The sequence below is a fragment of the Nonomuraea sp. NPDC049714 genome (assembly GCF_044465295.1).
GTDB lineage: Bacteria > Actinomycetota > Actinomycetes > Streptosporangiales > Streptosporangiaceae > Nonomuraea.
The window spans coordinates 129,484-151,218 of sequence record NZ_JBITLM010000005.1 but is presented as its reverse complement, the minus strand read 5'-3'; the positions used below and the strand labels follow the sequence as shown (position 1 = coordinate 151,218).

The window sequence follows — 21,735 nt, the reverse complement described above, 5'->3', positions numbered from 1 at the left end:
TGTGGAGGAAGACACACAAGGAGCGAACGTGCACTACTTCACATAAGAGTCGTGACCCGGCGCCGGCATCGCGTGGAGGTCCGCTACCACCAGGCGAAGGCGAGCCAGGCGAGGAGGGGCGCGACGAAGATCGAGATGATGCCGTAGGTGAGAAGCTGGCGGAACAGGCGGGGCCTGGCCGATGGTGCGGCGGCGCCGAGGATCAGCCCTCCGGTGATGCCGAGGGGGTTGATGTCGACCAGCACCGAGGCCAGGGCGAGGGCCAGCACGCCGCCGACCGGGGAGAGACCGCTGGCCACCAGCGGGGGCAACAGCGGCATGGCGGTCACGAACACCGCGATGGAGCTGGCGGCGAACGACGTGACGCCGGCGATGTAGCACAGCACGAGCAGGCTGAGCGCGGTCGATCCCTCGACCTGGAGCAGCTCGCTGATCTCCTTGAACGCGCCCAGATGCTGCATCAGGCCCACGTACGTCAGCAGACCACCGATCAGCAGGACGACGCCCCACGGGATCATCGAGACGATCGCGCCGGGCTTCAGGCCGAGCACCAGTTGCAGGATCATCGCCGCGGTCAGGCCGAGGTAGCCCACGTTCATGTCGAAGCCGACCGAGAGGGAGACGACGGCGAGCAGGCAGAGCACCGTGAGCACGCGGGCCTTGCGGCTCCCCGCCGCCCCCGCCGTCCCCGTCGCCGCGGGCACGGTGGTGACGACAGTCGCCGATCCAGAGCTCCCGGAGCTTGCGGTGCTTTCGGCGCTGCTCGTGGTGCCGGATACGTGGGTCGCGTCCTGAGGGTCCGGCGAGGTGCCGTGCAGCTCGGTGTTTCGGGCGGATTGGGTGGCGGGGCTGTCTGGGGCGGGCTCGGTGGGTGGGGTTGGGGTGGGGGCTCGGCCGGTTGGTATGGCGCCGGTGCGGGAGCCGATGAGCAGGCAGGCCGCGCATACGGCCAGGCCGGTGAGCAGTCCGCCCAGCAGGAAGGTCATCGGGGCCGTGCCGGGAAGGTCGATGCCGAGTTTGGTGCTCAGCTCGCGGGCGGTGACGCCGTACACGGCGAGCGGTGAGAGCAGTCCGCTGATGATGCCGGTGACGCCGAGGACGGCGGCCAGCAGCGGCGAGATCCCGTACCGCGCGGCGAGGCCCAGCGCGATGGGGGCGACGATCGCCGTGGCGGCCGCGGGCAGGGTGCCGACCGCGGTCAGCACGGCGCCGACGATGAAGGGCACCAGCGCCACCAGCAACAGCCGGCCGCCGACCAGGCGCAGCAACAGGTCGAGCAGCCAGTCGAGAGTCCCGTTGAGCTTGGCCGCGGCGAACAGGGCGGTCACCCCGACGATGAGCACGAAGAAGTCGGCCGGGAAGAACCCCGTCACCTCGTTCGCCGGCACACCGGCGGCCAGACCGAGGATGAACGCCGCGGACAGGGCGGCGAGCCCGAGGTCGAACCCGGGTCTCAGGGTCGCCACGAAGAGAGCGACCAGCACGATGATGGATAAGACTGCCATGGTCATGTCAGACCACTCCTCGGTGGCGCAGGTCGTCGATCTCGGGGTCCGTCAGTCCGACGAGATCCCGCAGTACTTCGGTGGTGTGCTCTCCGAGAGCGGGCGCGCCCCGGCCGATGGTGCCGTCGAAGCCGGAGAAGCGGCCGGCAGGCGCCTGCATGAGGCGTGGCCGCCCCGAGCCTTCGTCCGCCACCTCCACCACCGACCCGCGGGCGCGGATGTGCGGGTCGGCGCAGATGTCCGCGGCCGAGTTCACCGGTCCTGCGGCCACGCCGGCCTGGAGCAGCACGGCCATCAGCGGTTCCAGGTCGTGAGCCGCGACGAAGGCGGCGACGCGCGCCTCGATCTCCTCGCGGTGCTTCAGCCGGGCGGTCATGGAGTCGTGGACGGCCAGGTCGGGGGCGTCCATGACCTCGACCAGCCGTCGCCACATCTGCTCGGTCGAGGCGGGCAGGGCCAGCCAGCGGCCGTCGCGGGTGAGATAAAGGCTGTTGGGGCTGATGTGCGGATTCTGGTTCCCCTGACGCTCCCGGCTCGTACCGGTCGCGCCGTACTCGACGACGAAATCCTCCATCATCCGCAGCAACGGCTCGTACAGGGGGATGTCGGCCAGCTGGGCCTCGCCGGTGAGATCCCGTTGACGCAGCGCGAGCAGGGCGGCGAACGCGGCGTAGATGCCGGTGACGCCGTCGGCGACGGGGTAGCCGGCGAAGACCGGCGGCTGATCGGGGTCACCCGTGCGGTAGGTGAGACCGGCGAAGGCCTCCGCCACGCGGGCGAAGCCCGGTCGCTCGGCGTAGGGACCGGTGCGGCCGAAAGCACTGACGTGCACCATCACCAGGTCGGGCCGGTACGCCCGCAGGTCGTCGAAGTCGATGCGGAACCGGCGCAGCGTCGCCGGGCGGAAGTTGGTCACCACGATGTCCGCGGTCGCGGCCAGCCTGCCGACCAGGTCGGCCGCATCGGGGTGGTGCAGGTCGATCGTGACGCTCCGCTTGGTACGGCCGAGCATCGTCCAGGCGGCCGACACGCCGTCCTCCAGCGGTGGGTAGGACCGTGCCGGGTCGCCCTCGGCGGGATGCTCGACCTTGATCACCTCGGCACCGAACTCGCCGAGCAGCGAGGAGGCCAACGGGCCGGCCAGGATCGTCGACACGTCCAGGACGCGTACTCCGCTCATCGGGCCGTTGGACACCAGGTATTCCTTTCACGTCGTGGACCTCGAATCAGGTTCGCATGAGACTCACGTCACTATCTCCCCGTCGTCGGAGCACTGGGAAGGCATGATTAGAGCTCACGGGTGAAAGGTTTTACTTCTATAGTGGGCCGATGCGGGTGGAGCGAGCGCGCTACTTCCTGGCCGCCGTCGAGACCGGGTCGCTGCGTTCGGCGGCCGACCGGTGCGGGGTCAGCCAGCCCACCATCGGCCAGCAGATCGCGCTGCTGGAGGAGGAGCTCGACGTCGTCCTGCTCACGCGCAGCCGGCGCGGCGTGCGGCTGACCCCGGCCGGTCAGGCCCTTCTTGAGCCGCTGGGTCAGCTGGTCGCGGCCGAGGAGGCGGTGCGCGAAGCGGCCATGCGAGCCAGCGGGGTGTACCACGGCCGGGTGCAGATCGGCGGGGTCTCGGTGTCAGCGGAGACGATCATCGCCCCTGTGGTGGGCCATCTCCGGGCGCACCATCCCGGACTGCGGTTCACCGTCCGCGAGGGAGCCTCGGCCGACATCGAGGCCGCCGTGCTCGACGGGGAGCTGGACCTCGGGGTGATCACCATGCCGATGAGCCCGGCTGCGGCCGGGCTGCACCGCGTGCCGCTCGTCTCGGCGCCCGTCGGGGTCTACGCGCGCACCGATCACCCGCTCGCCGGTCGCGACCAGGTCGAGTGGCGCGACCTTGAGACCTGGCCGCTCGTCACCATGCGGGCGGGCACCGTGATGTGGGAGGTGCTGCACCGGCACCTGGCCAGTCCCGGCATCGTCGTCCAGGCCATGTCGGCGCGCACCGTCAAGGTGATGGTCGGCCAGGGCGCCGGGCTCGGCATCCTCGCCCAGTTCGACACCTCGGCCGACATCTCCGACCTGGTCTGGCTTCCCCTACGCGACACGGACCCCGTACACCTGTGCCTGACCCAGCGTCAGGACAGCCGTCCCTCGCAGTCCGCCCTCATCGTACGGAGACTCATCCGGGCCAAGGCCGACGAGCTGAAAGCACGCGCACATCAGGCGTGAACGTGCCCAGGTGGCAGGTCAGGGTTCCGTTTGCCGGGAGATGCCGAGCGTGGCGATGAGGTCTTCGTGCAGCTCGAACCAGACACGATGGCAGGAATCCACGTCAGTACGGTCGACCCAGGCGCTTTCGCCGGCCCGAGCGCGCGCCAGGGCCGCGGCGAATCGCCCGTCGTAGCCCAGGAACCGCGTGAGAACACTCCCGAGCCGGTCCACGAGCGGCGCGAGCGCGCGGTCGATGTCGGCGAGCTCGTGCAGAACCCTGGCGTCCCAGCCGGCATCGGAGTGGTCGTTGACGGCGAGCCGATCACCGGCGGTGGGCCGGAGCTGCCAGTCGGTGCAGGCTCGTAGCAGCAGGGCGTTCAGCGGGAGGAAGTCGCGGTGAACGGCACGGACCTCCTCGACGCCGCCGACGCGTGCGAGCTCGGCCCCGAGCAGGCGCTCGTTCTCGGCCCGGCCGCGTTCGGTCAACGACCAGCCTCCGGAGCCGGCGAAGGCGGCGTGCTCGACCCAGCCGTACGCCTCGGCGTCGTAGAGCAGCTCTTTCGTCTCGGCCGCGTCGAGCCCGAACCGATGCGCGATCACCGGTGTGTCCGCGTAGCCGGTGATGCGCACGGCGTGCAGGACGAGCAGGCCGGGTGCGGAGTCCCGCGTCACGAGCCGGCGTCCTGTCGTGCCGTGAGGCGGGTGTAGCGCTGCTGGCATGCCTGCGGAGAGTTGAACCCCATCGCGTGCGCCATCTGCGCCCAGGTCAGTCCCGCGCTCCGGGCGGTGAACAGCAGGGCGGCCTCGATCCCGTCGACCTCGGCGCGGGCGGCGGGCAGGAGGGTGAGGGCGCTCAGGATGCCCTCCTGGTCCAGGTCGGCCCAGCGCCAGACGGCGAACTGCGTGAGGTCGACCGCCGACAGCGGGGCGGGCGGGGGACGCCACGGACGGGCGTCGAGCGTGTCCGCGCCCAGGCTCAGCAGGCGCTGACGCGCGTCCCGTTCGAGGTGGGCTTGGACGTGGTCAGCGCGCGAGGCGTGAGCGGTGTCCTGCTTGCGTGGCATGCGACTCATGCTCCACAATCAACGAAATGTTGTCAACAATCTGTTGAAAGGCAGGGTGGATGATCGTACCCCTCAGGGAGGCTGCGGCCGATACCTGCGGCGGCAAGGCCGGCGCGCTCGGCGCGCTGCTCCGCGCGGGTCTGCCGGTTCCTGACGGCTTCGTCCTCCCGTTCGCCGCCTACCTCGCCGCCGTCCGCGACCTGGGCCACCGCGACCTGGGCCACCAAGACCTGGGTCACAGCGGCCTGGACCGCCGCGGCCTGGACCACCGTGAGCAGGACGCGACGCGGCGGGGGATCGAGGCCCGCCCGGTCCACGTGAGCGTGATCGACGCGCTGGGACGCGCACTCGGCGAGCTCGGCGACCCGCCCGTGGCGGTGCGATCATCGGCCTCGGACGAGGACACCGGCCGGGCCTCGGCGGCCGGTCAGTACGAGAGCTTCCTCGCCGTGCACGGCATCGGCGACGTCGCCGATGCCGTACGTGCCTGCTGGGCCTCGCTGTTCGCTCCGCGTGCCGTCGGCTACCGCCGTGACGACCGAGTCGATCCGCTGATGGCCGTCATCGTCCAACGCCACGTGGACGCCGAGGTGTCCGGCGTCATGTTCACCCCCTCGGGCCCGGACGACGCCACCCGGATCGAGGCGTCCTGGGGCCTCGGCCCCAGCGTCGTCGGAGGAACGGTCACCCCCGACGCCTACCGCGTCGCCGGCGACGGGCCGGTCAGCCGCACCATCGCAGACAAACGAACCCGCCTCGACCGGCACGGCACGCGGCTCGTCACGCGCGACGCGCCCACCCACACCCGGAACCGGCCGACGCTCGACGACGCCACCGCCACCCGGCTGGCCGAGCTGGGCAAGGAGATCGCCGCCCTGCTCGATGGCCCGCAGGACATCGAGTGGGCGATCGCCGGCGGCCGTACCTGGATCCTGCAAGCACGACCGGTCACCGCCGCACCCCCGGCACCGGCAGCCCGGGCACCGGCAGTCCCGGCACCGGAAGTCCCGGCACCGCCCGACGGCGACTCGGCCGTCCCAGCGGCCACGCTCACCGGAACGCCGGGCAGCCACGGGACCGTGACCGGCGTCGCGAGGATCGTCCGCGGTCCCGGCGACTTCGCGCGCGTGCGACCGGGTGACATCCTCGTCTGCCCTTTCACCGACCCCGCCTGGACGCCGCTGCTGCGCATCGCCGGCGGCGTCGTCACCGAGACCGGAGGCGTGCTCTCCCACGCCGCGATCGTCGCCCGCGAGCAGGCCATCCCGGCGGTCCTCGGCATCGCGAACGCGACGCGCAGGCTCCACGACGCCACCGTCATCACCATCGACGGCACCACCGGGACTGTCACGCCGGCGCACGCGTAATCGATCACTCGTCCCGCAGCTCGAAAGGAGAGGGGACCGGGTCCGTACGGACACCGCGCCCCTGACCACCTATGACGACGCGACACCTCTACCTGGCCCGCCACGGCGCGGCCGACGCGTTCGGGCAGCTCACCGCGATCGGGCACCGGCAGTCGGTCCTTCTGGGCGAACGGCTCGCCGGCGTACCGGTCGACGCCGTGTGGCACTCTCCGCTTCCACGCGCCGTGGCGAGCGCGCAGGAACTCGCCCGGCGTCTCCCGGACGTGCCCGTGGCCGAGGCCGCCGAGCTCGTCGACCACGTGCCCTACGTTCCCAGCGCGGCGGAAGTACCCCCTTCCTGGGCCGGCTTCTTCGACGGCTACGACGACGCCGAGGCCGCCTCGGGCCAGAGGCTCGCCGAGGCTCTGGTCGCCCGGTTCGCCGAGGCCCCCGGCCCGGCCACGGAAGACACCCACGAGGTCCTGGTGACGCACGCCTACCAGATCGCGTGGCTGGTGCGCCACGCACTGGACGCGCCGCCGCCCCGGTGGCTCGGACTGAACAGCGCCAACACCGCGCTGACGGTCATCGAGTACCGAAGCGGCCTGCCGCCCACGATCGTGATGTTCAACGACATGAGTCATCTCCCGCCCGACCTGCGCTGGACCGGGTTTCCCGCAGGCACGAGGCCATGAGAGCTTTCCGTCTGCCCGAACAGGCGCGCCTCGGCCGCGCGCGTCGCGACCGGTGGCGCAGTATCGTGCCCAATAGCGCCAAGATCGAACTGGTCGAGCACGGGGTGCGGGCGCATGGTCGGTAAGTTCACTGTCGATAATCACGGGGTGGTTCGATGCGGATCGGGTTAGTCGTAGATGAGATGGGACCGTCTTTGGAGACGGTCATCGATCAGTCCCAAGCCGCGGCCGAGGCGGGCTTCGCCGGGGTGTGGCTGGCTCAGCGGACCGGCCGGGACGCGCTGACCACGCTGGCGGTGGCCGGCCGGCAGGTGCCCGGGATCGAGCTCGGGACGGCGGTGGTGCCGACCTATCCCCGGCACCCGCTGGCCCTGGCCGCGCAGGCGCTGACCGTTCAGGAGGCCGTGGGGAACCGGCTCACCCTGGGCGTCGGAGTCAGCCACCAGTTCATCATCGAGGACCAGTACGGGTACTCCTTCGACCGCCCCGCCCGTCACCTGCGTGAATACCTGTCCGCGCTGGCCCCGCTGCTGCGCGGCGAGAGCGTCAGCTACCAGGGGGAGACGCTCAAGGCCGTGGGCGCGGTCGACGTGGCGGCGGCCACGCCGCCGTCCGTGCTGGTCGGCGCGCTCGGCCCGGCGATGCTGCGGGTGGCCGGCGAGCTGGCCGATGGGACGATCACGACCTGGGCCACCGCGGCCTCCCTCGCCGATCATGTCGTGCCGGCGATCACCAAGGCGGCGGGCGGGAGGACGCCTCGCGTGGTCGCCAGCACCATCGTGTGCGTCACCTCCGACGAGGACGAGCGCCGGGCGTGGGTCGCCGAGAACTTCGGGATGGTCGGGCAGGTGCCCGTTTACCGTGCCATGCTCGACCGCGGTCACGCCGCCGGCCCCGAGGACACGGTGGTCATCGGTGACGAGGCGGGCGTCGAACGCCAGCTGCGCCGGTTGTTCGACGCGGGTGCGACCGAGCTCGTGGTGGTGCTTCTCGGTTCGGACGAGGAGCAGGCGCGGACCACCGCGCTCCTGGCCGATCTGGCCGGATAGGGAGATCCGGCCGGATAGGGATCGGCCGGGCCACTTCGGCGGTGCTCAGGAGTCGTCGCACAGCACCGCCAGGACCAGCGCCGTCAGGCTTTCGGGGAAGGATTCGTAGCGGGAGACTCGCGGGTTGCGGTAGAGGTCGGTGACGAGGAACAGACCGAGCTGTACGCGCAGCCGGGCCGTTCGGGCGTCGAGGTGCGGCAGGAGGCGTGCCACCAGGGTGCTCCATTCGCCCACGTACTCCCGCTGGGCGGCGAGTGTCGCTGCCACGACTCCCGCTTCGGCGGTGGGGTCGTCCAGGATCGCTGACCATGTTCTCGCGATCCGCACGAACGAGCGCACCACGGCGGTGAGCGCTTCTCCGGGAGAGTCGGCGCTGGTCAGGGCCTCGTCGAGGCTCAGCCACAGGGTGTGGGTGCCGCGTTCGTAGACCGCCTGCAGGAGGTCGGCCTTGCTCGCGAAGTAGCCGTAGAGATTCGGCCCGGTTACGTCGGCGGCGGCGCCGATGCTCGTCATCGACGTCTCGTGGTATCCGTTGCGGGCGAACTGCTCGATGGCGGCGAGCAGCAGCCGTTCCCGGCGCGACACCGGCAGCAGTCCGGCCCGGGGCGTCACCGTCTCCGCTCCCGTCGGGGGCAGCACGGCTCGGGTCAGGGCGTGGATGCCGGCGCGTACGACGGGAAGTCGTACGGACTGAGGGGCGTGGATCGCGCGCCGGCCGACACAGGACGTCAGTGACGGGATGGCCCAGGCGAGCAGTTCCTCCTGCCCCGCGTCGAGCCCCGGCCGCGCTCGCCGCAGCGGGGGGATCAGGCTGCCGGTCCACCGCCGCATCCGGCGCCGCAGCAGCCGCGCCTGCTCGGCGGGCAGATAGCGGACCTCGTGGATCCACAGGTCCGACAGATAGGGCCGGTCGGTCACCCTCGCCAGGACGTCGTCCACGACCTCCGCGAAGCCGGTGGTGTTCAGCGGCTCGTCGATCCAGCCGAAGTTGTCGGCGATGACCGACTCGAGCAACACCGCCTTGGTGTCGAAGTGCCGGTACAGCGCGCCCGCGCGGATGCCCACCTTCGCGGCGATCGTGGACATGGACACGTTGGGGTAGCCGTGCTCGACGAAGAGGTCCCGCGCGGCCACGAGGATCTGCTGCTTGCGGTCGCGTGGACGGCGTCGAGGCTCGTCGGCCGGTCGCACGGTGGCTGTCGACATGGGACTCAGCGTAGGTGGCGCCGGGCCGAAACCGGCCATTGCATTTAAGTGAATGTTGAGTAAGCTCGCGGATGAGCCGCATGGTTAAGACTCCCTGCTAAATGGATCACCAAGCGGCGTTAGGTTCATTTCTGAAGTGGATCGAGGTGGGTGTATGCCCGGGTCCTATACATCGGCGTGGAAGACCGAAAGCGTGCGGGCGGTGTACGACCTCGCCTCGGCTTTCGTGTCGTCGGAGCTTCTGCCCAACCGGGAGAAGTGGGAGGCACAGCACCACGTCGACCGCGACGTCTGGCTCAGGGCGGCGGATCTCGGACTGCTCTGCTGCTCCATCCCCGAGCAGTACGGCGGCGGCGGGGGCACCATCGCGCACGACCTCGCGGTCTGCGAGGCGCAGGCCCGGGCCGGCGAGACCAGCTGGGGCAACATGGTGCACAGCGGCATCGTCGCCCACTACCTGCTGGCCTACGGCACCGAGGACCAGAAGCGACGCTGGCTGCCCCGGCTCGCCGCCGGCGAGATGATCGGCGCGATCGCGATGACCGAACCGGGCACCGGGTCCGACCTGCAGGGCATCCGGACCAGAGCCGTGCGCGACGGCGAGGCGTACGTCATCGACGGCGCGAAGACCTTCATCTCCAACGGACACCTGGCCGACCTCGTCCTGGTGGTGGCCAGGACCGACCCGGCCCGGGGCGTGAAGGGCATCTCACTGATCGTCGTGGAGACGGCCGACTGCCCGGGTTTCGTCCGGGGGCGGATCCTGGAGAAGGTCGGTCAGCACGGCGCCGACACCGCCGAGTTCTCCTTCGAGCGGACGCGGGTGCCTGCGGACCACCTGCTCGGCGGGGTGGAGGGACAGGGCTTCGCGCAGTTGATGAACCAGCTGCCGCAGGAGCGGCTGCTCATCTCGGTCCTCGCGGTCGCCGGCATGGAGGCCGCGATGGAGCAGACCGTCGACTACGTCAAGCAGCGGCAGGCGTTCGGACAGACCATCTGGGACTTCCAGAACACCAAGTTCACCCTCGCCGAGGGAGCGACGGCGACGCGGATCGCGCGCGTCTTCCTCGACAGCTGCGTCGATCTGCACCTTGAGGGCCGGCTCGACACGGCCACGGCCGCGATGGCGAAGTGGTGGCTCACCGAGCAGCAGGTGACGTTGATCGACGAATGCGTGCAACTGCACGGCGGCTACGGCTACATGCGGGAGTACCCCATCGCGCGCATGTACCAGGACGCCCGGGTGCAGAAGATCTACGGCGGAGCCAACGAGGTCATGAAGGACCTCGTCGCACGATCCCTCTGAACCTCAACGAAAGGCAGAAGGACATGACCGAACCAGTGGTCATCTCCGGTCGTCGCGTCTTACCGGTGGCCAGGATGAAGGAGCGCGCGGCTCGCCTCGCGTCGGGCCTGCGACGGATGGGAGTCGAACCCGGCGACAGGTACGCCATCGTGATGCGCAACGAGACGAGCATGCTGGAGGCCACGTTCGCCGCGTCGCTCATCGGGGCGGTTCCCGTGCCGGTGAACTGGCACTGGACCGGCGCGGACCTGCGGCATCTGCTCAGTGACAGCCAGTCCAAGGTGGCGGTGGTCCACTCCGACCTGGTGCCGATCGTGGAGGCGCGGAAACCGGAGCACCTGCGGATCGTCGAAGTCGCGGTTCCGCCGGAGGTGGCCGAGGAGTTCGCGCTGGGCACGGTGGCGCCGACCGGCCGCTACCCGATGGCCGAGCAGCTCATCGAGGACAACGACCCGCCGACGGAGTCGGTGCTCGCCCCGCCCATGTCGGTGATCTACACCTCGGGCACGACAGGGCTGGCCAAAGGCGTGCTGCGCGACCCGATCGCCCCGGACAAGATCGGTGGGGTCGCCGAGATCATGCGCCAGGTGGTGGGCTTCCGGCCAGGCGGCACGGCCGTGATCCCCGCGCCGCTCTACCACACGGCCCCCAACGTGGCCGCGACCTACGCCCTGGCCATGGGGATGAACGTGGTGATCATGCCGAAGTTCGACGCGGAGCAGTTCCTCCGGGTCGTCGGGGAGTACCGGGTCACCGCCGCGCAGATGGTGCCGACCATGTTCGTGCGGCTCCTGCGGTTGCCGCAGGAGGTCCGGACGAAGTACGACCTCTCCTCGCTGGAGAACGTCTCGCACTCCGCCGCGCCCTGCCCGCCGGACGTCAAACGGGCGATGATCGACTGGTTCGGTCCGATCATCACCGAGTACTACGGCGGATCCGAGGGCGGCGCCTGGACCGTCTGCACGAGCGATCAGTGGCTGGCCCACCCCGGCACGGTCGGCGCGCCGGTCGGCGACGCGGCGATCAGGATCTTCGATCCCGACATGGCCGAGGTCCCGGTCGGCGAGACAGGCGTCGTCTACGGCCGGTCCCCGTCGGCCTGGCCGGACTTCACCTACCTCGGCGACGACGCCAAGAGACGCGCCATCGACGCCGGCGACGGCTTCTACACCATCGGCGACGTCGGCCATGTCGACGAGGACGGGTACCTCTACCTCAGCGACCGGCTCAACGACATGGTGATCTCCGGCGGGGTGAACATCTATCCCACCGAGATCGAGAACACCCTGCTGGGGCTGGACGGTGTCGCCGACGTGGCGGTGTTCGGCATCCCGGACGCCGACTTCGGCGAGGCGCTGGCGGCGCATGTGGAGCTGCTGCCGGACGCCACGGTGACCGAGGAGCAGGTGCGCGAGCACGTCGGGCGCAACCTGGCCAAGTACAAGGTGCCCAAGGTGGTGGTGTTCGAGGAACGGCTGCCCCGCGAGGACTCGGGCAAGCTGTTCAAGCGGCGCCTCCGGGAGCAGTACTGGCCGGCCCGTGGCTGACGGGCCGCTCGCGGGCCTGCGGGTGCTGGAGCTCGCCGGCATCGGACCGAGCCCCCACGCGTGCATGATCTTCGCCGACCTCGGCGCCGACGTGATCCGGGTCGAGCGCCCCACCAGGACGGTGGGGGACACGGACCACATGCTGCGCGGCAGGCGGGTCGTCGGGGCGGATCTGAAGGATCCGGCGGACGTCGCCCGTGTACGGGCGCTGGCCGACGAGGCGGACGTGCTCGTCGAGGGGTATCGGCCCGGTGTGGCCGAACGGCTGGGCCTCGGCCCTGACGTGTGCATGGTCAGCAACCCTCGCCTGGTCTACGGCCGGATGACCGGCTGGGGCCAGGAGGGCCTCCTCGCGCAGACCGCCGGGCACGACATCAACTACATCTCGCTGACCGGCGTCCTGGAGAGCATCGGCCGCGCCGGCGAGCGACCGGTCCCGCCGCTCAACCTGGTCGGCGACTTCGGCGGCGGCTCGATGTTCCTCGTCGCCGGCGTCCTCGCCGCCCTGTGGGAACGGGAACGCTCCGGGCTGGGACAGGTCGTGGACGCGGCGATGTGCGACGGGGCCAGCGTCCTGGCGCACATGATGTGGTCCCTGCGCGGCGAGGGCCGCTGGTCGAGCAGACGCGGGACGAACCTGCTCGACGGGAGCCGACCGTACTACGACACCTATGTCTGCGCGGACGGTCGCAGTGTGGCGGTCGGCTGCATCGAGCCGCAGTTCTTCGCGACGATGACGCGGATCCTGGGGCTGGATACCGCCGCGCTCCCCGGGCAGTACGACGACGCGCGCGCCGACGAGCTGCGCGAGGCCATCGCCGGCGTGTTCGGCACGCGGCCCATGGCGGAGTGGGCCGAGGTGTTCGCCGGCACCGACGCGTGCGTCACCCCGGTCCTGACCTACGAGGAGGCGCTGGAGAACCCCCACCTGGTGGAGCGCGGGGTCTTCACCTCGATCGACGGGGTCGACCAGCCCCGGCCGGCGCCACGGTTCTCCAGGACCCCGGCGGCCGAGCCGGTCGCCGCCCGGCGGGTGACCGAGGCGGCCTGGCAGCACACCACTGTCGCAGCGTACGAGATGTGAGGAGCACGTCATGAGCGGCAAGGTCATCGTCGCGGGAGTCGGCATGATTCCCTTCACCAAGCCCGGGAGGAGCGATACCTACGACGTCATGGGCGCGGAGGCGGCACGCCGCGCGCTCGCCGACGCGGGCGTGGAGTACCCAGCGGTGCGGCAGTCCTATGTCGGCTTCGTCTACGGTGACTCCACCTCGGGGCAGCGGGCGCTCTACCACCTGGGTCACAGTGGCGCGCCGGTCGTCAACGTCAACAACAACTGCTCGACCGGGTCGTCGGCTCTGTGGCTCGCCCGTCAGGCGGTGGCGAGCGGGCAGGCGGACGTGGCGCTCGCGCTCGGCTTCGAGCAGATGAACCCCGGCGCGCTCGGCTCGGTGTGGTCCGACCGGCCGGACGTACTGGGCTCCTTCACACAGGTCCGGGACCAGGTGGCAGGGGTCCCGGAACCGGGCACGCCGCCCGCGGCCACCTATTTCGGCGCGGCGGGCCAGGCCTACGTGGACGAGCACGGGATCGACCCGGCGACGTTCGCCCACATCACCGTGAAGTCCCGCAGGCACGCGGCGGCCAACCCGTACGCGGTGTTCCGTGCTCCTCTCACGGTCGAGGACGTGCTGGGCTCACCGCACATCTACGGCCCGCTCACCCGCTACCAGTGCTGCCCGCCGACCTGCGGGGCAGCGGCGGCGGTGCTGGTGTCGCCGGAGTACGCCAGGAAGCACGGCCTGCGCGCCGACGTCGTGATCGAGGCGCAGTCGCTGGTCACCGACCAGCCGGCCACGTTCGAGGGTGACCTGCGCAAGCTGGTCGGCTACGACATGACGGTCGCCGCCTCGCGCCAGGTCTACGAGGAGTCCGGCATCGGCCCTGAGGACATCGGGGTCGTGGAGCTGCATGACTGCTTCACGACCAACGAGTTCCTCACTTACGAGGCCCTCGGGCTCACCCCGGAAGGCACCGCCGAGAAGTTCGTGCTCGACGGAGCCAACACCTACGGCGGCAAGGTCGTCACCAACCCCTCCGGCGGACTGATCTCCAAGGGGCATCCGCTCGGCGCGACCGGGCTCGCCCAGGCGGCCGAGCTCGTGTGGCAGCTGCGCGGCCGGGCGGAGGGCCGTCAGGTGGACGGCGTCGACGTCGCGCTGCAGCACAACCTGGGACTGGGCGGCGCCTGCGTCGTCACGCTGTACAAGAAGGTGAGCGGCTGATGGGACTGGACCGGTCGCTCATCGGCGCGGAAAGGGCCGGGGGCACGCTGCTCGTCACCCGCAGCCGGCTGCGGATGTTCGCCAAGGCCACGGGACAGACCGACCCGGTGTTCGTCGACCTCGACGCCGCCCGGCGCGCCGGGCACCGCGACCTGCCCGTGCCTCCGACGTTCTTCTTCGGCGTCGACCTCGAAGTGCCGGACCCGTTCGGCCACCTCACCGAACTCGGCGTCGACCTGCGCGCGGTGCTCCACGGCGAGCAGGAGTTCGCCTACCACCGGCTCGCCTACGCCGGTGACGAGCTCCGCTCGTCGTCGAAGGTCGTCGACGTGTACGAGAAGAAAGGCGGCGCACTGCGGTTCCTGGTGACCGAGCTCCCGATCACCGACCAGGACGGGACGGTCGTCGTGACGATGCGGAACACGCTCGTGGTCCGCGCACTGCCGGAAGTGAGCTCCTGAATGGCCTTGGACATGCAGCCGGGCAGCCGGCTCGACGACCTGACCGTCCCCCCGATCTCCCGCACCACCCTCGCGCTCTTCGCGGGCGCGTCCGGTGACCACAACCCGATCCACATCGACCTCGACGTGGCCAGGTCGGCCGGTCTGGACGACGTCTTCGCCCACGGCATGCTGTCCATGGCCTACCTCGCGAGGCTCCTGACGGACAACTTCCCGCTGGAGCGGCTGCGGTCGTACAAGGTACGGTTCGCCGCCGTCACGCCGATCCACGGCCGGCCCACCTGCCGGGCCGAGGTCACCGCCGTCGACGACGTCGACGGCGAACGGGTCGCCACACTCGACCTCACGGTGGCACTCGCCGACGGCACGGTGACCCTCACCGGTGAGGCCGAGATCGCGCTCGACTGATCCCTCTGCACGCACAACCTGAGGATGGCAATCATGGGAAAGCTGGACGGCAAGTCCGCCCTCGTCACCGGCGCCGGGCGGGGGATCGGCCGGAGCATCGCGCTGAAGCTCGCGAGCGAAGGCGCCGGCGTCGTCGTGAACGACCTCGACGAGGACCCCGCCCGCGAGGTGGTCGAGGAGATCCGCAAGAACGGCGGCACGGCGGTGCCGTTCCCCGGCAGCGTCACCGGTGACGGCTTCGCGCCGGCGTTCGTCGGCGTGGCGGTCGACACCTTCGGCGGCGTCGACATCATCATCAACAACGCCGGGTACACCTGGGACAGCGTGGTGCAGAAGATGACCGACGAACAGTGGCACGCCATCGTCGATCTGCACCTGAAGGCGCCGTTCGACATCCTGCGCGCCGCCCAGCCGGTGATCAGCGCGGCGGTGCGGAAGGAACGGGCGGACGGGCGCACCGTCCACCGCAAGGTCGTCAACATCTCCTCGGTCGCGGGCCTGTTCGGCAACGCGGGGCAGGCCAACTACTCGGCCGCGAAGGCCGGGATCGTGGGGCTGACCAAGACGCTCGCCAAGGAGTGGGGCCGCTACAACGTCAACGTCAACTGCGTCGCGTTCGGTTTCATCCAGACCCGGCTCACCGAGGCGACGGCGGACGGTGACGCGTACATCGACGTCGAGGGGCGGCAGATCAAGGTCGGCGTCAACCCGCACCTGCTGGAGATGCTCAACCGGGCGATCCCGCTGGGCCGCGCCGGCACGCCGGACGAGGCCGCCGGCTCTGTCGTCATGTTCACCTACCCGGAGTCGGACTATGTCAGCGGCCAGGTGATCGTCACCGGCGGCGGGTTCGAGGGCTGACGGCGTCGAGGACGCGTATCCGGTCAGGGGGCCGGTTCGACCAGCGTCTGGGTGCCGAGAACGAGGGCGAGGGCGAGGCGCTCGGCGTCCTCGGTGCCGGGCTCGGCGGTGTAGACCAAAATGCGGAGATCGTCCAAGGCGACGATGAGCGCGTCGCAGTCGAGCGTGATCCGGCCGACCGCGGGGTGGTCGACGACCTTGCGTTTCCCCGGGTCCGGGAGCGAAGGCGGGGCGTCGGCGTCCCAGAGTTCGGCGAAGCGCCGGCTCTGGTCCGTGAGCTGCGCGATGAGCTGCCGGAGCGCTCGATCGGCGGGATACCTGAAGGCGGTCAGTCGCAGGTCGGCGACGAGCCGCGCCTCGTGCTCGGCCTGTTCCGCCGCGGTCTGCACGGTGCGGGTGCCGGGGCCGAGGAGGTTGCGCCAGATGGCGTTGCGTTCGATCCCGTGCCAGGTGGACGTCTCGCCCATGAGCGCGTCGTACGGCGCGTTGGCCAGGACGAGCGTCCAGGTCGCGTCGTACACGACGACCGGCGTGTGCGACAGCCGGTCGAGCAGCCGCTGCACGCTCGGCGTGACGCGCGACGGAACGACGTCCGGACCGGGCGCGCTGTGCCCGGCCAGCCGGTAGAGCAGGGCACGCTCGGTGTCGGACAGGCGCAGCGCCTGCGCGAGCGCCTCCACCACCTGCGCGGAGGGCGCGGTCGCCCGCCCCTGCTCCAGCCGGGTCAGATAGTCGGCCGAGATCCCGGCGAGCCCGGCCAGCTCCTCGCGCCGGAGCCCGCTCGCCCGGCGTCGCCGGCCGACCGGAACGCCGACGGTCTCGGGCGTCACACGATCACGCCAACGGCGCACCATCCGGCCGAACTCCCACGACTCCACGTGTCCAGTGTGCGGGAAGATGCACCCGTTGTCGTGGCCCCGGTGGTCCTATGACAACAGGACGGCTGGCTGACCGGCCCGCGTTCGCCGAAGCTCGATCCATGACGAGCACACTGATCACCGGCCCGACCCGGGGTCTGGGCCGGGCCGCCACCCTCGCCATGGCGGACCGCCCGGACGGCGAACGCCCCGACCTGCTGCTGGTGGGCCGTGCCGGAAAGGCGCTCACGGAGGTCGCCGCCGAGGCCCGCGCGCGCGGGGCGAACGTCCACGAGATCGGCTGCGACCTGGCCCGGCTCGCCGACGTGCGGGCCGCCGCGGCGGCCGTTCGGGACCTGCTCGACACCCGGACGGTACGGCCCCTACGGGCGCTGATCGCCAATGCCGGCCACATGTCGGTCGACACCCGCGTCGCCACCGCCGACGGCTACGAGAAGACCTTCGCGGTGAACTACCTCGCACACGCCCAGCTCATCGGCGACCTGCTCGGCTCACTCACCGAGCCCGCCCGTATCGTGCTGCTCGGCTCGAACGTCTACAGCGCCAACCTCGGCCGGCGGATCATGGGCGTGCCCGCCGCGAAGTGGCGCGACCCCGTCGAGCTCGCCCGGCCCGCGACTGGGGACAAGCACCCGGGCCTCAACGCCGCCGGCGTCGCCTACGCCAACGCCAAGCTGGCGATCCTCTACTACGCTCACGAGCTCCAGCGCCGCGCCGGGTCCGGCGTCAATGTCTCGGTGTTCGAACCCGGCTGGATGCCCGGCACCGGACTGGGCAGGGAGGCGCCTCCGGCCCTCCAGGCGATCGGACGCGGCGTGGCGCGCCTGCCCGGCGTGGCCACCCCGGAACGCTCCGGGCCCGCGCTGGCCTCGGTCGCACTCGACGACAAGTGGGCGGACCTGCGCGACGGCGCGTTCGTGGTGATCGACAAGGTGACCGAGGTACGGCCCATCGCCCGTGACCAGGAGCGGGAACGCCACCTGTGGGAGGCCACCGCCCGACTCCTCCAAGGAGCGGGCACGCCCGGAGGGAGGTGAAGCCCGCTGCGCCAGGTGCGCCGTCACCGCGAAACGTTCGGCCGTCTCGTCGTCACAGGTTCTGGTGTCATGACGTGGCGGGGTCGAGATCGCTGACGTCCTGGAATCCGGCCTTGCGGTTGAGGCCGCCGGTGATCCGGGCGACCGTGGTCCGGGGCAGCAGGCGCGATGCCCAGGTCCCGGCGCGGTTGAAGGCGCGACCGGGATAGGAGGCGGACCGGCCGCGTGCGAAGTCGTCGAGCGTGTTCGCCGCGACGCTTTGCGGGGTGTCCGCCTTCGGGTCCATGGAGGCGGTCGTACGGCTGAAGAATCCGGTGTCGGTGGCCCCTGGATGCGCTGCCATCACGCGCAGGCCGGTACCTCGGAGTTCTTCGGCGAGCCCCTCGGTGAACGAGAGCACGAACGCCTTGGTGGCGGCGTAACTCGCCTGATACGGCATGGGCTGGAAGGCGGCCGAGGAAGCGACGTTGATGACGCCGCCCTGACCGCGTTGGAGCATGTCGGCGCCCAGAAGGTGGGTCAGGCCCACCAGCGCGGTGATGTTCACGTCGACTGACTGCAGATTGGGTTCGAGGGGGCGGGTCAGGAAGGGGCCGACCGATCCCAGCCCGGCGTTGTTGACCAGGAGGTCGACGTCCAGGCCGAGACGTTTGATCTCGTCGGCCACCGCCTGCGGGGAATGCCGGTCCGAGAGGTCGGCGGCGATCACGTCCACCCTGACGTGGTGCGCGGCCTGGATCTGCCCGGCGAGATCGCGGAGCACATCGGCCGAGCGGGCGACGAGGATGAGGTTCGCACCTCGGCGGGCGAGCTCGCGCGCGTATGCCTCGCCCAGTCCCTTCGAGGCGCCGGTGACCAGGGCTGTGGTGTTCGCGTAGGCGTGCATGAGCGGTCGCTTCCTGTTGGATGCTTCGAGACTCGAATCAAGTTAACACTTCGAGTCTCGAAGTACCAAGTTAGGATGGGCTCATGACCCGAAGCGTCCTTGAAGCGGTAGTGGTGGCGAACCATAAGACGTTCATGCTGACCAGTGACGGGATGGAAGCCGCGCTGGCCGAACATGGCCTGACGCACGCGACCGCTCAGGCCCTCTGGATGATCGATCCGCACGAGCCGCCGCCGTCGATGAAGGTGATGGCCAATCGGCTGTTCTGCAACGCGCCCAACCTCAGCTTCGTCACGAACCAGCTGGTCGACCGGGGGTTCGTCGAGCGGTCCGTCGACCCCGACGACCGCCGTTCACGCGTGCTGACACTGACCGAGAGCGGGCGGCGCGCACGGGCCGCAGTGATCGCGAAGACGCTGGCCACGAGCCCGTTCGCCCGCCTCGGCCCCGAAGACCTGCTGCAGCTGATGAACCTCCTGGACAAGGCGCTCCCACCCGCCGAGCGGTGAGAGATTCAGGACATCCGCCGCGCGCCGGGCTCCGCCGTCGCCTGCTTCGCCAGGGTGACGAGCAGCTCCTTCACCTCCGTCGCGGCGTAGGAGTCGCCGTCGAAGGGGCCGAGGAGCACCGGGCCGTCGGCGGGGTCGTCGGGCAGGCGGCCGTGGCTGCCGCGCACGGGCGCCGGGTTCAGCGGCACCACGTTCATCAGGTAGCGGAAGCCGAGTTTCTTACGGGCCAGGGCCAGCCCGGCGCGGGCCTTCACCAGTGGATCGGCGGGGTCCATGAACAGCTCGGCCGGGTCGTAGCCGGGCTTGCGGTGGATGTCCACGAGCCGGGCGAAGTCGGGCGCGCGGTCGTCGGTGAGCCAGTAGTAGTAGGTGAACCAGGCGTCGGGCTCGGCCACCGCGACCAGTTCCCCCGCCCGCTCGTGGTCCAGGCCGTATCTCGCCTTCCCGCCGCCGTCGAGCACCTCGTCCACCCCGGGCAGCTCTCGCAGGACGTCGCGGGCGCGGTCCACGTCGGCCGGGTCGCGTACGTACACGTGGGCGATCTGGTGGTCGGCCACGGCGAACGCGCGGGAGGCCCACGGGTCCAGATACTCCATCCCGGCCTGGGTGTGCACCTCCAGCAGCCCGGCCCGGCGCAGGGCCCGGTTGACGTCGACCGGCCGCGCGGCGGCGGTGATGCCGTACTCGGAGAGGATCACGAAGGTGGCGTCCTCGGCGAGCAGGGGCGCGAGCGCGGCGTCCACCTCCTTGGCCGCCGCGATGGCCTCGGGGCCGTCGGGGCCGTACCGCTGGAGGTCGTAGTCGAGGTGCGGCACGTAGACCATGAGCAGCCCCGGGCGCTCCTCGCGCAGGATGTGCCGGGCGGCCGAGACGATCCACCGCGAGGAGGTGATGCCCGCGGTCGGCCCCCAGTAGCTGAACAGCGGGAACGTGCCGAAGCGCGACTCCAGGTCGTCGTGCAGCGACGGCGGGCGGGTGTAGCAGTCGGGCGACTTACGGCCGTCGGCGTGGTAGATCGGGCGCGGCGTGACGAGCAGGTCGCTGGCCGCGCCCATCGCGTACCACCAGCAGACGTTGGCGGTCTTCAGACCCGGGACGGCGTCCCAGAGCTGGCCGCCCTGGACGAGGGCGTTGTGCTGGCGCCACAGCAGCACCTCGCCGAGGTCGCGGAAGTACCAGCCGTTGCCGACGATCCCGTGCTCGCGCGGCATTTCGCCGGTGAGCAGGGTGGCCTGCATCGAGCAGGTGACGGCGGGCAGCACCGGCCGCAGGGTGGCCGCGGCCCCGACGGCGGACACGTTGGGCATATGCGCGAGAAGACGCGGCGTCAGGCCGACCACGTCGATGACGACGACGGGGGTCATCACAGCTCCTTCAGTCCGAGGGCGAGCAGTTCCCGCCGGGTCCAGTCGAGCTCCGCGGCCATGCCCTCGGCGAGGTTTCCGCTGCCGCCGCCCTCGGAGGGCAGCACCGACCAGGTGTAGGTCTCGACCTCCAGGTGCCGGGTGCGCGGCGTGGCGCCGCCCAGCAGCGTGCCGAGAAGCCCGCGCAGATAGGGCGAGGTGGTGGTGAGCGGCGGCGGGGCGGCGGCGTGCAGCGGCATGTGGAAGTGCACCCGCCAGGTCTCCTCGGACGGCAGGCCGCCCGCCAGCGCCTCGGCCAGGTCGTCGGTGAAGCCCGAGGCGGAGCGGGACTGGTGCAGGAAGCGCGGCTCGTCGAACGACGCCAGCGCGGCGTGCGCACCGGGCGGGGCCTCGATCGCGCACGACACCTGGAGCTTCACGATCGGCAGGTCCAGCTCGACCGCCGGGTCCTCGAAGCCGACGGCGAGATGACAGGCGTCGAGGCAGACGCCGAGGAAGTCGCGGTCCACGTCCCGCAGGTGACGTGCGGCCTGGGCGGTGGTCTCCACGATGCAGCCCGGTTCCGGCTCGAACCCGACCCTGATCACCTTGCCCGCCCGTCCGGACAGCTCGCGCAGGCCGCGCGCCAGCTCCGTCAGCATGCGCGCCGTCGTGTCCGCCTTGGCGTCCGTCCAGCCGGTACGCCAGGCCAGGGGCAGCGTGGAGATCGTGCCTTCGGTGACGTCGTCCGGAAGCAGGGCGGCGAGGATCTCGGCCAGGGCGAGGGTGTAGCGGAGGCGGTCGGCGCACGCCCAGTCGGGGGAGTAGACTCGATATTTCACGACCTCCTGGTGGAAGCCGCGATAGGGGAAGCCGTTGAGCGTCACGACCTCCAGCCCGAGATCGGTGAGCAGGCCGCGCAGCCGTACCAGCTCGGTGCGATCGGCGAGCAGCGCGTGCGCCGCGTCGTACGGCAGCCACAACCCCACCCCCAGCCGCTGGACGCCGAGCAGGTCGCGCACCCGTGCCGCGAAGCCGGAGAGCTGGGCGCGGATGCCGGGCAGGTCCTCGGCGGGATGGACGTTCGTGCAGTAGGCGAGATGGACGAGCGACCCGTCCGGATGCAGCAGGCGCATCGGCG

General features: G+C 70.8%; 22 protein-coding genes. 13 read left to right on the top strand and 9 right to left on the bottom strand.

The window, feature by feature from the left end; all coding sequences use genetic code 11:
* Nucleotides 1-83: 83 nt before the first annotated feature.
* Together ACIBQX_RS21470 and ACIBQX_RS21465 are read right to left on the bottom strand one after the other, a co-directional pair.
* Nucleotides 84-1,511 (bottom strand): SLC13 family permease, encoded by a 1,428-nt coding sequence (locus ACIBQX_RS21470; RefSeq protein ID WP_397007054.1) that lies wholly within the window; start codon nucleotides 1,509-1,511, stop codon nucleotides 84-86.
* A gap of 1 nt (nucleotide 1,512) precedes the next feature.
* Nucleotides 1,513-2,700 (bottom strand): CaiB/BaiF CoA transferase family protein, encoded by a 1,188-nt coding sequence (locus ACIBQX_RS21465; RefSeq protein WP_397007052.1) that lies wholly within the window; start codon nucleotides 2,698-2,700, stop codon nucleotides 1,513-1,515.
* 134 nt (nucleotides 2,701-2,834) lie between these two features.
* Between ACIBQX_RS21465 and ACIBQX_RS21460 the strand changes: the two genes are divergently transcribed.
* Nucleotides 2,835-3,731, top strand: a complete 897-nt coding sequence (locus tag ACIBQX_RS21460) for a LysR family transcriptional regulator (RefSeq protein WP_397007050.1) — start codon at nucleotides 2,835-2,837, stop codon at nucleotides 3,729-3,731.
* Nucleotides 3,732-3,749: 18 nt separating this feature from the next.
* Here the strand turns inward: ACIBQX_RS21460 and ACIBQX_RS21455 are convergent, their stop codons facing one another.
* Both ACIBQX_RS21455 and ACIBQX_RS21450 read right to left on the bottom strand, forming a co-directional pair.
* Nucleotides 3,750-4,385, bottom strand: a complete 636-nt coding sequence (locus tag ACIBQX_RS21455; RefSeq protein ID WP_397007048.1) for a transcriptional regulator — start codon at nucleotides 4,383-4,385, stop codon at nucleotides 3,750-3,752.
* Complete coding sequence (locus ACIBQX_RS21450; RefSeq protein ID WP_397007046.1) at nucleotides 4,382-4,777, bottom strand: DNA-binding protein; 396 nt, start codon at nucleotides 4,775-4,777, stop codon at nucleotides 4,382-4,384. The genes ACIBQX_RS21455 and ACIBQX_RS21450 overlap by 4 nt, the downstream gene beginning before the upstream one ends.
* A 59-nt stretch (nucleotides 4,778-4,836) precedes the next feature.
* Here ACIBQX_RS21450 and ACIBQX_RS21445 point away from each other — a divergent pair, with 59 nt between their 5' ends.
* From ACIBQX_RS21445 to ACIBQX_RS21435, 3 genes are all read left to right on the top strand, one after another.
* Nucleotides 4,837-6,144, top strand: coding sequence for a PEP/pyruvate-binding domain-containing protein (locus tag ACIBQX_RS21445; RefSeq protein ID WP_397007044.1), 1,308 nt, complete (start codon nucleotides 4,837-4,839; stop codon nucleotides 6,142-6,144).
* A gap of 71 nt (nucleotides 6,145-6,215) precedes the next feature.
* Nucleotides 6,216-6,818 carry a histidine phosphatase family protein gene (locus tag ACIBQX_RS21440; protein ID WP_397007042.1) on the top strand — a complete coding sequence of 201 codons (603 nt, stop codon included), beginning with the start codon at nucleotides 6,216-6,218 and terminating at the stop codon, nucleotides 6,816-6,818.
* Between the two features lie 155 nt (nucleotides 6,819-6,973).
* Nucleotides 6,974-7,867 carry a TIGR03564 family F420-dependent LLM class oxidoreductase gene (locus ACIBQX_RS21435; RefSeq protein ID WP_397007040.1) on the top strand — a complete coding sequence of 298 codons (894 nt, stop codon included), beginning with the start codon at nucleotides 6,974-6,976 and terminating at the stop codon, nucleotides 7,865-7,867.
* 45 nt (nucleotides 7,868-7,912) lie between these two features.
* On the opposite strand, the gene ACIBQX_RS21430 is transcribed toward ACIBQX_RS21435, so the two are convergent.
* Nucleotides 7,913-9,073 (bottom strand): TetR/AcrR family transcriptional regulator, encoded by a 1,161-nt coding sequence (locus ACIBQX_RS21430; protein ID WP_397007038.1) that lies wholly within the window; start codon nucleotides 9,071-9,073, stop codon nucleotides 7,913-7,915.
* 154 nt (nucleotides 9,074-9,227) lie between these two features.
* On the opposite strand from ACIBQX_RS21430, the gene ACIBQX_RS21425 reads away from it, so the two are divergent.
* Genes ACIBQX_RS21425 through ACIBQX_RS21395 form a run of 7 tightly spaced genes read left to right on the top strand, consistent with a single transcriptional unit; the run spans nucleotide 9,228 to nucleotide 15,941 of the window.
* A complete protein-coding gene (locus ACIBQX_RS21425) occupies nucleotides 9,228-10,379 on the top strand; it encodes an acyl-CoA dehydrogenase family protein (protein WP_397007036.1) in 1,152 nt (383 codons plus the stop codon).
* A 23-nt stretch (nucleotides 10,380-10,402) separates the two neighbouring features.
* Complete coding sequence (locus ACIBQX_RS21420) at nucleotides 10,403-11,926, top strand: AMP-binding protein (protein ID WP_397007034.1); 1,524 nt, start codon at nucleotides 10,403-10,405, stop codon at nucleotides 11,924-11,926.
* On the top strand, nucleotides 11,919-13,010 hold the full coding sequence (locus tag ACIBQX_RS21415; protein ID WP_397007032.1) for a CaiB/BaiF CoA transferase family protein: 1,092 nt from the start codon (nucleotides 11,919-11,921) through the stop codon (nucleotides 13,008-13,010). The genes ACIBQX_RS21420 and ACIBQX_RS21415 overlap by 8 nt, the downstream gene beginning before the upstream one ends.
* 10 nt (nucleotides 13,011-13,020) lie before the next feature.
* A complete protein-coding gene (locus ACIBQX_RS21410; protein WP_397007030.1) occupies nucleotides 13,021-14,211 on the top strand; it encodes a lipid-transfer protein in 1,191 nt (396 codons plus the stop codon).
* Nucleotides 14,211-14,672, top strand: a complete 462-nt coding sequence (locus tag ACIBQX_RS21405; protein ID WP_397007028.1) for a MaoC family dehydratase N-terminal domain-containing protein — start codon at nucleotides 14,211-14,213, stop codon at nucleotides 14,670-14,672. Before ACIBQX_RS21410 ends, ACIBQX_RS21405 begins: the two co-directional genes overlap by 1 nt.
* Nucleotides 14,673-15,080 (top strand): MaoC/PaaZ C-terminal domain-containing protein, encoded by a 408-nt coding sequence (locus ACIBQX_RS21400; RefSeq protein WP_397007026.1) that lies wholly within the window; start codon nucleotides 14,673-14,675, stop codon nucleotides 15,078-15,080.
* Nucleotides 15,081-15,113: 33 nt separating this feature from the next.
* Complete coding sequence (locus ACIBQX_RS21395; protein WP_397007024.1) at nucleotides 15,114-15,941, top strand: SDR family NAD(P)-dependent oxidoreductase; 828 nt, start codon at nucleotides 15,114-15,116, stop codon at nucleotides 15,939-15,941.
* Nucleotides 15,942-15,964: 23 nt separating this feature from the next.
* Here ACIBQX_RS21395 and ACIBQX_RS21390 read toward each other — a convergent pair whose 3' ends face one another.
* A complete protein-coding gene (locus ACIBQX_RS21390) occupies nucleotides 15,965-16,819 on the bottom strand; it encodes a helix-turn-helix transcriptional regulator (protein ID WP_397007022.1) in 855 nt (284 codons plus the stop codon).
* A gap of 101 nt (nucleotides 16,820-16,920) precedes the next feature.
* On the opposite strand from ACIBQX_RS21390, the gene ACIBQX_RS21385 reads away from it, so the two are divergent.
* Nucleotides 16,921-17,856 carry an SDR family NAD(P)-dependent oxidoreductase gene (locus tag ACIBQX_RS21385; protein WP_397007020.1) on the top strand — a complete coding sequence of 312 codons (936 nt, stop codon included), beginning with the start codon at nucleotides 16,921-16,923 and terminating at the stop codon, nucleotides 17,854-17,856.
* Nucleotides 17,857-17,923: 67 nt separating this feature from the next.
* On the opposite strand, the gene ACIBQX_RS21380 is transcribed toward ACIBQX_RS21385, so the two are convergent.
* Nucleotides 17,924-18,742 (bottom strand): SDR family NAD(P)-dependent oxidoreductase, encoded by an 819-nt coding sequence (locus ACIBQX_RS21380; RefSeq protein ID WP_397007018.1) that lies wholly within the window; start codon nucleotides 18,740-18,742, stop codon nucleotides 17,924-17,926.
* An 83-nt stretch (nucleotides 18,743-18,825) separates the two neighbouring features.
* Between ACIBQX_RS21380 and ACIBQX_RS21375 the strand changes: the two genes are divergently transcribed.
* Nucleotides 18,826-19,251, top strand: a complete 426-nt coding sequence (locus tag ACIBQX_RS21375) for a MarR family winged helix-turn-helix transcriptional regulator (protein ID WP_397007016.1) — start codon at nucleotides 18,826-18,828, stop codon at nucleotides 19,249-19,251.
* A gap of 5 nt (nucleotides 19,252-19,256) precedes the next feature.
* On the opposite strand, the gene ACIBQX_RS21370 is transcribed toward ACIBQX_RS21375, so the two are convergent.
* Together ACIBQX_RS21370 and eboE are read right to left on the bottom strand one after the other, a co-directional pair.
* Nucleotides 19,257-20,615 (bottom strand): alkaline phosphatase family protein, encoded by a 1,359-nt coding sequence (locus ACIBQX_RS21370; RefSeq protein WP_397007014.1) that lies wholly within the window; start codon nucleotides 20,613-20,615, stop codon nucleotides 19,257-19,259.
* Nucleotides 20,615-21,730 carry a metabolite traffic protein EboE gene (eboE, locus tag ACIBQX_RS21365; protein WP_397007012.1) on the bottom strand — a complete coding sequence of 372 codons (1,116 nt, stop codon included), beginning with the start codon at nucleotides 21,728-21,730 and terminating at the stop codon, nucleotides 20,615-20,617. Before eboE ends, ACIBQX_RS21370 begins: the two co-directional genes overlap by 1 nt.
* Nucleotides 21,731-21,735: the final 5 nt, after the last annotated feature.

Bases quoted from the DNA above. Each gene is read 5' to 3' on its own strand.
- ACIBQX_RS21470 (WP_397007054.1), bottom strand. From the start codon at position 1,511: ATGACCATGGCAGTCTTATCCATCATCGTGCTGGTCGCTCTCTTCGTG.
- ACIBQX_RS21460 (WP_397007050.1), top strand. From the start codon at position 2,835: ATGCGGGTGGAGCGAGCGCGCTACTTCCTGGCCGCCGTCGAGACCGGG.
- ACIBQX_RS21450 (WP_397007046.1), bottom strand. From the start codon at position 4,777: ATGCCACGCAAGCAGGACACCGCTCACGCCTCGCGCGCTGACCACGTC.
- ACIBQX_RS21445 (WP_397007044.1), top strand. From the start codon at position 4,837: ATGATCGTACCCCTCAGGGAGGCTGCGGCCGATACCTGCGGCGGCAAG.
- ACIBQX_RS21440 (WP_397007042.1), top strand. From the start codon at position 6,216: ATGACGACGCGACACCTCTACCTGGCCCGCCACGGCGCGGCCGACGCG.
- ACIBQX_RS21435 (WP_397007040.1), top strand. From the start codon at position 6,974: ATGCGGATCGGGTTAGTCGTAGATGAGATGGGACCGTCTTTGGAGACG.
- ACIBQX_RS21430 (WP_397007038.1), bottom strand. From the start codon at position 9,073: ATGTCGACAGCCACCGTGCGACCGGCCGACGAGCCTCGACGCCGTCCA.
- ACIBQX_RS21425 (WP_397007036.1), top strand. From the start codon at position 9,228: ATGCCCGGGTCCTATACATCGGCGTGGAAGACCGAAAGCGTGCGGGCG.
- ACIBQX_RS21420 (WP_397007034.1), top strand. From the start codon at position 10,403: ATGACCGAACCAGTGGTCATCTCCGGTCGTCGCGTCTTACCGGTGGCC.
- ACIBQX_RS21410 (WP_397007030.1), top strand. From the start codon at position 13,021: ATGAGCGGCAAGGTCATCGTCGCGGGAGTCGGCATGATTCCCTTCACC.
- ACIBQX_RS21405 (WP_397007028.1), top strand. From the start codon at position 14,211: ATGGGACTGGACCGGTCGCTCATCGGCGCGGAAAGGGCCGGGGGCACG.
- ACIBQX_RS21400 (WP_397007026.1), top strand. From the start codon at position 14,673: ATGGCCTTGGACATGCAGCCGGGCAGCCGGCTCGACGACCTGACCGTC.
- ACIBQX_RS21395 (WP_397007024.1), top strand. From the start codon at position 15,114: ATGGGAAAGCTGGACGGCAAGTCCGCCCTCGTCACCGGCGCCGGGCGG.
- ACIBQX_RS21385 (WP_397007020.1), top strand. From the start codon at position 16,921: ATGACGAGCACACTGATCACCGGCCCGACCCGGGGTCTGGGCCGGGCC.
- ACIBQX_RS21380 (WP_397007018.1), bottom strand. From the start codon at position 18,742: ATGCACGCCTACGCGAACACCACAGCCCTGGTCACCGGCGCCTCGAAG.
- ACIBQX_RS21375 (WP_397007016.1), top strand. From the start codon at position 18,826: ATGACCCGAAGCGTCCTTGAAGCGGTAGTGGTGGCGAACCATAAGACG.
- ACIBQX_RS21370 (WP_397007014.1), bottom strand. From the start codon at position 20,615: ATGACCCCCGTCGTCGTCATCGACGTGGTCGGCCTGACGCCGCGTCTT.
- eboE (WP_397007012.1), bottom strand. From the start codon at position 21,730: ATGCGCCTGCTGCATCCGGACGGGTCGCTCGTCCATCTCGCCTACTGC.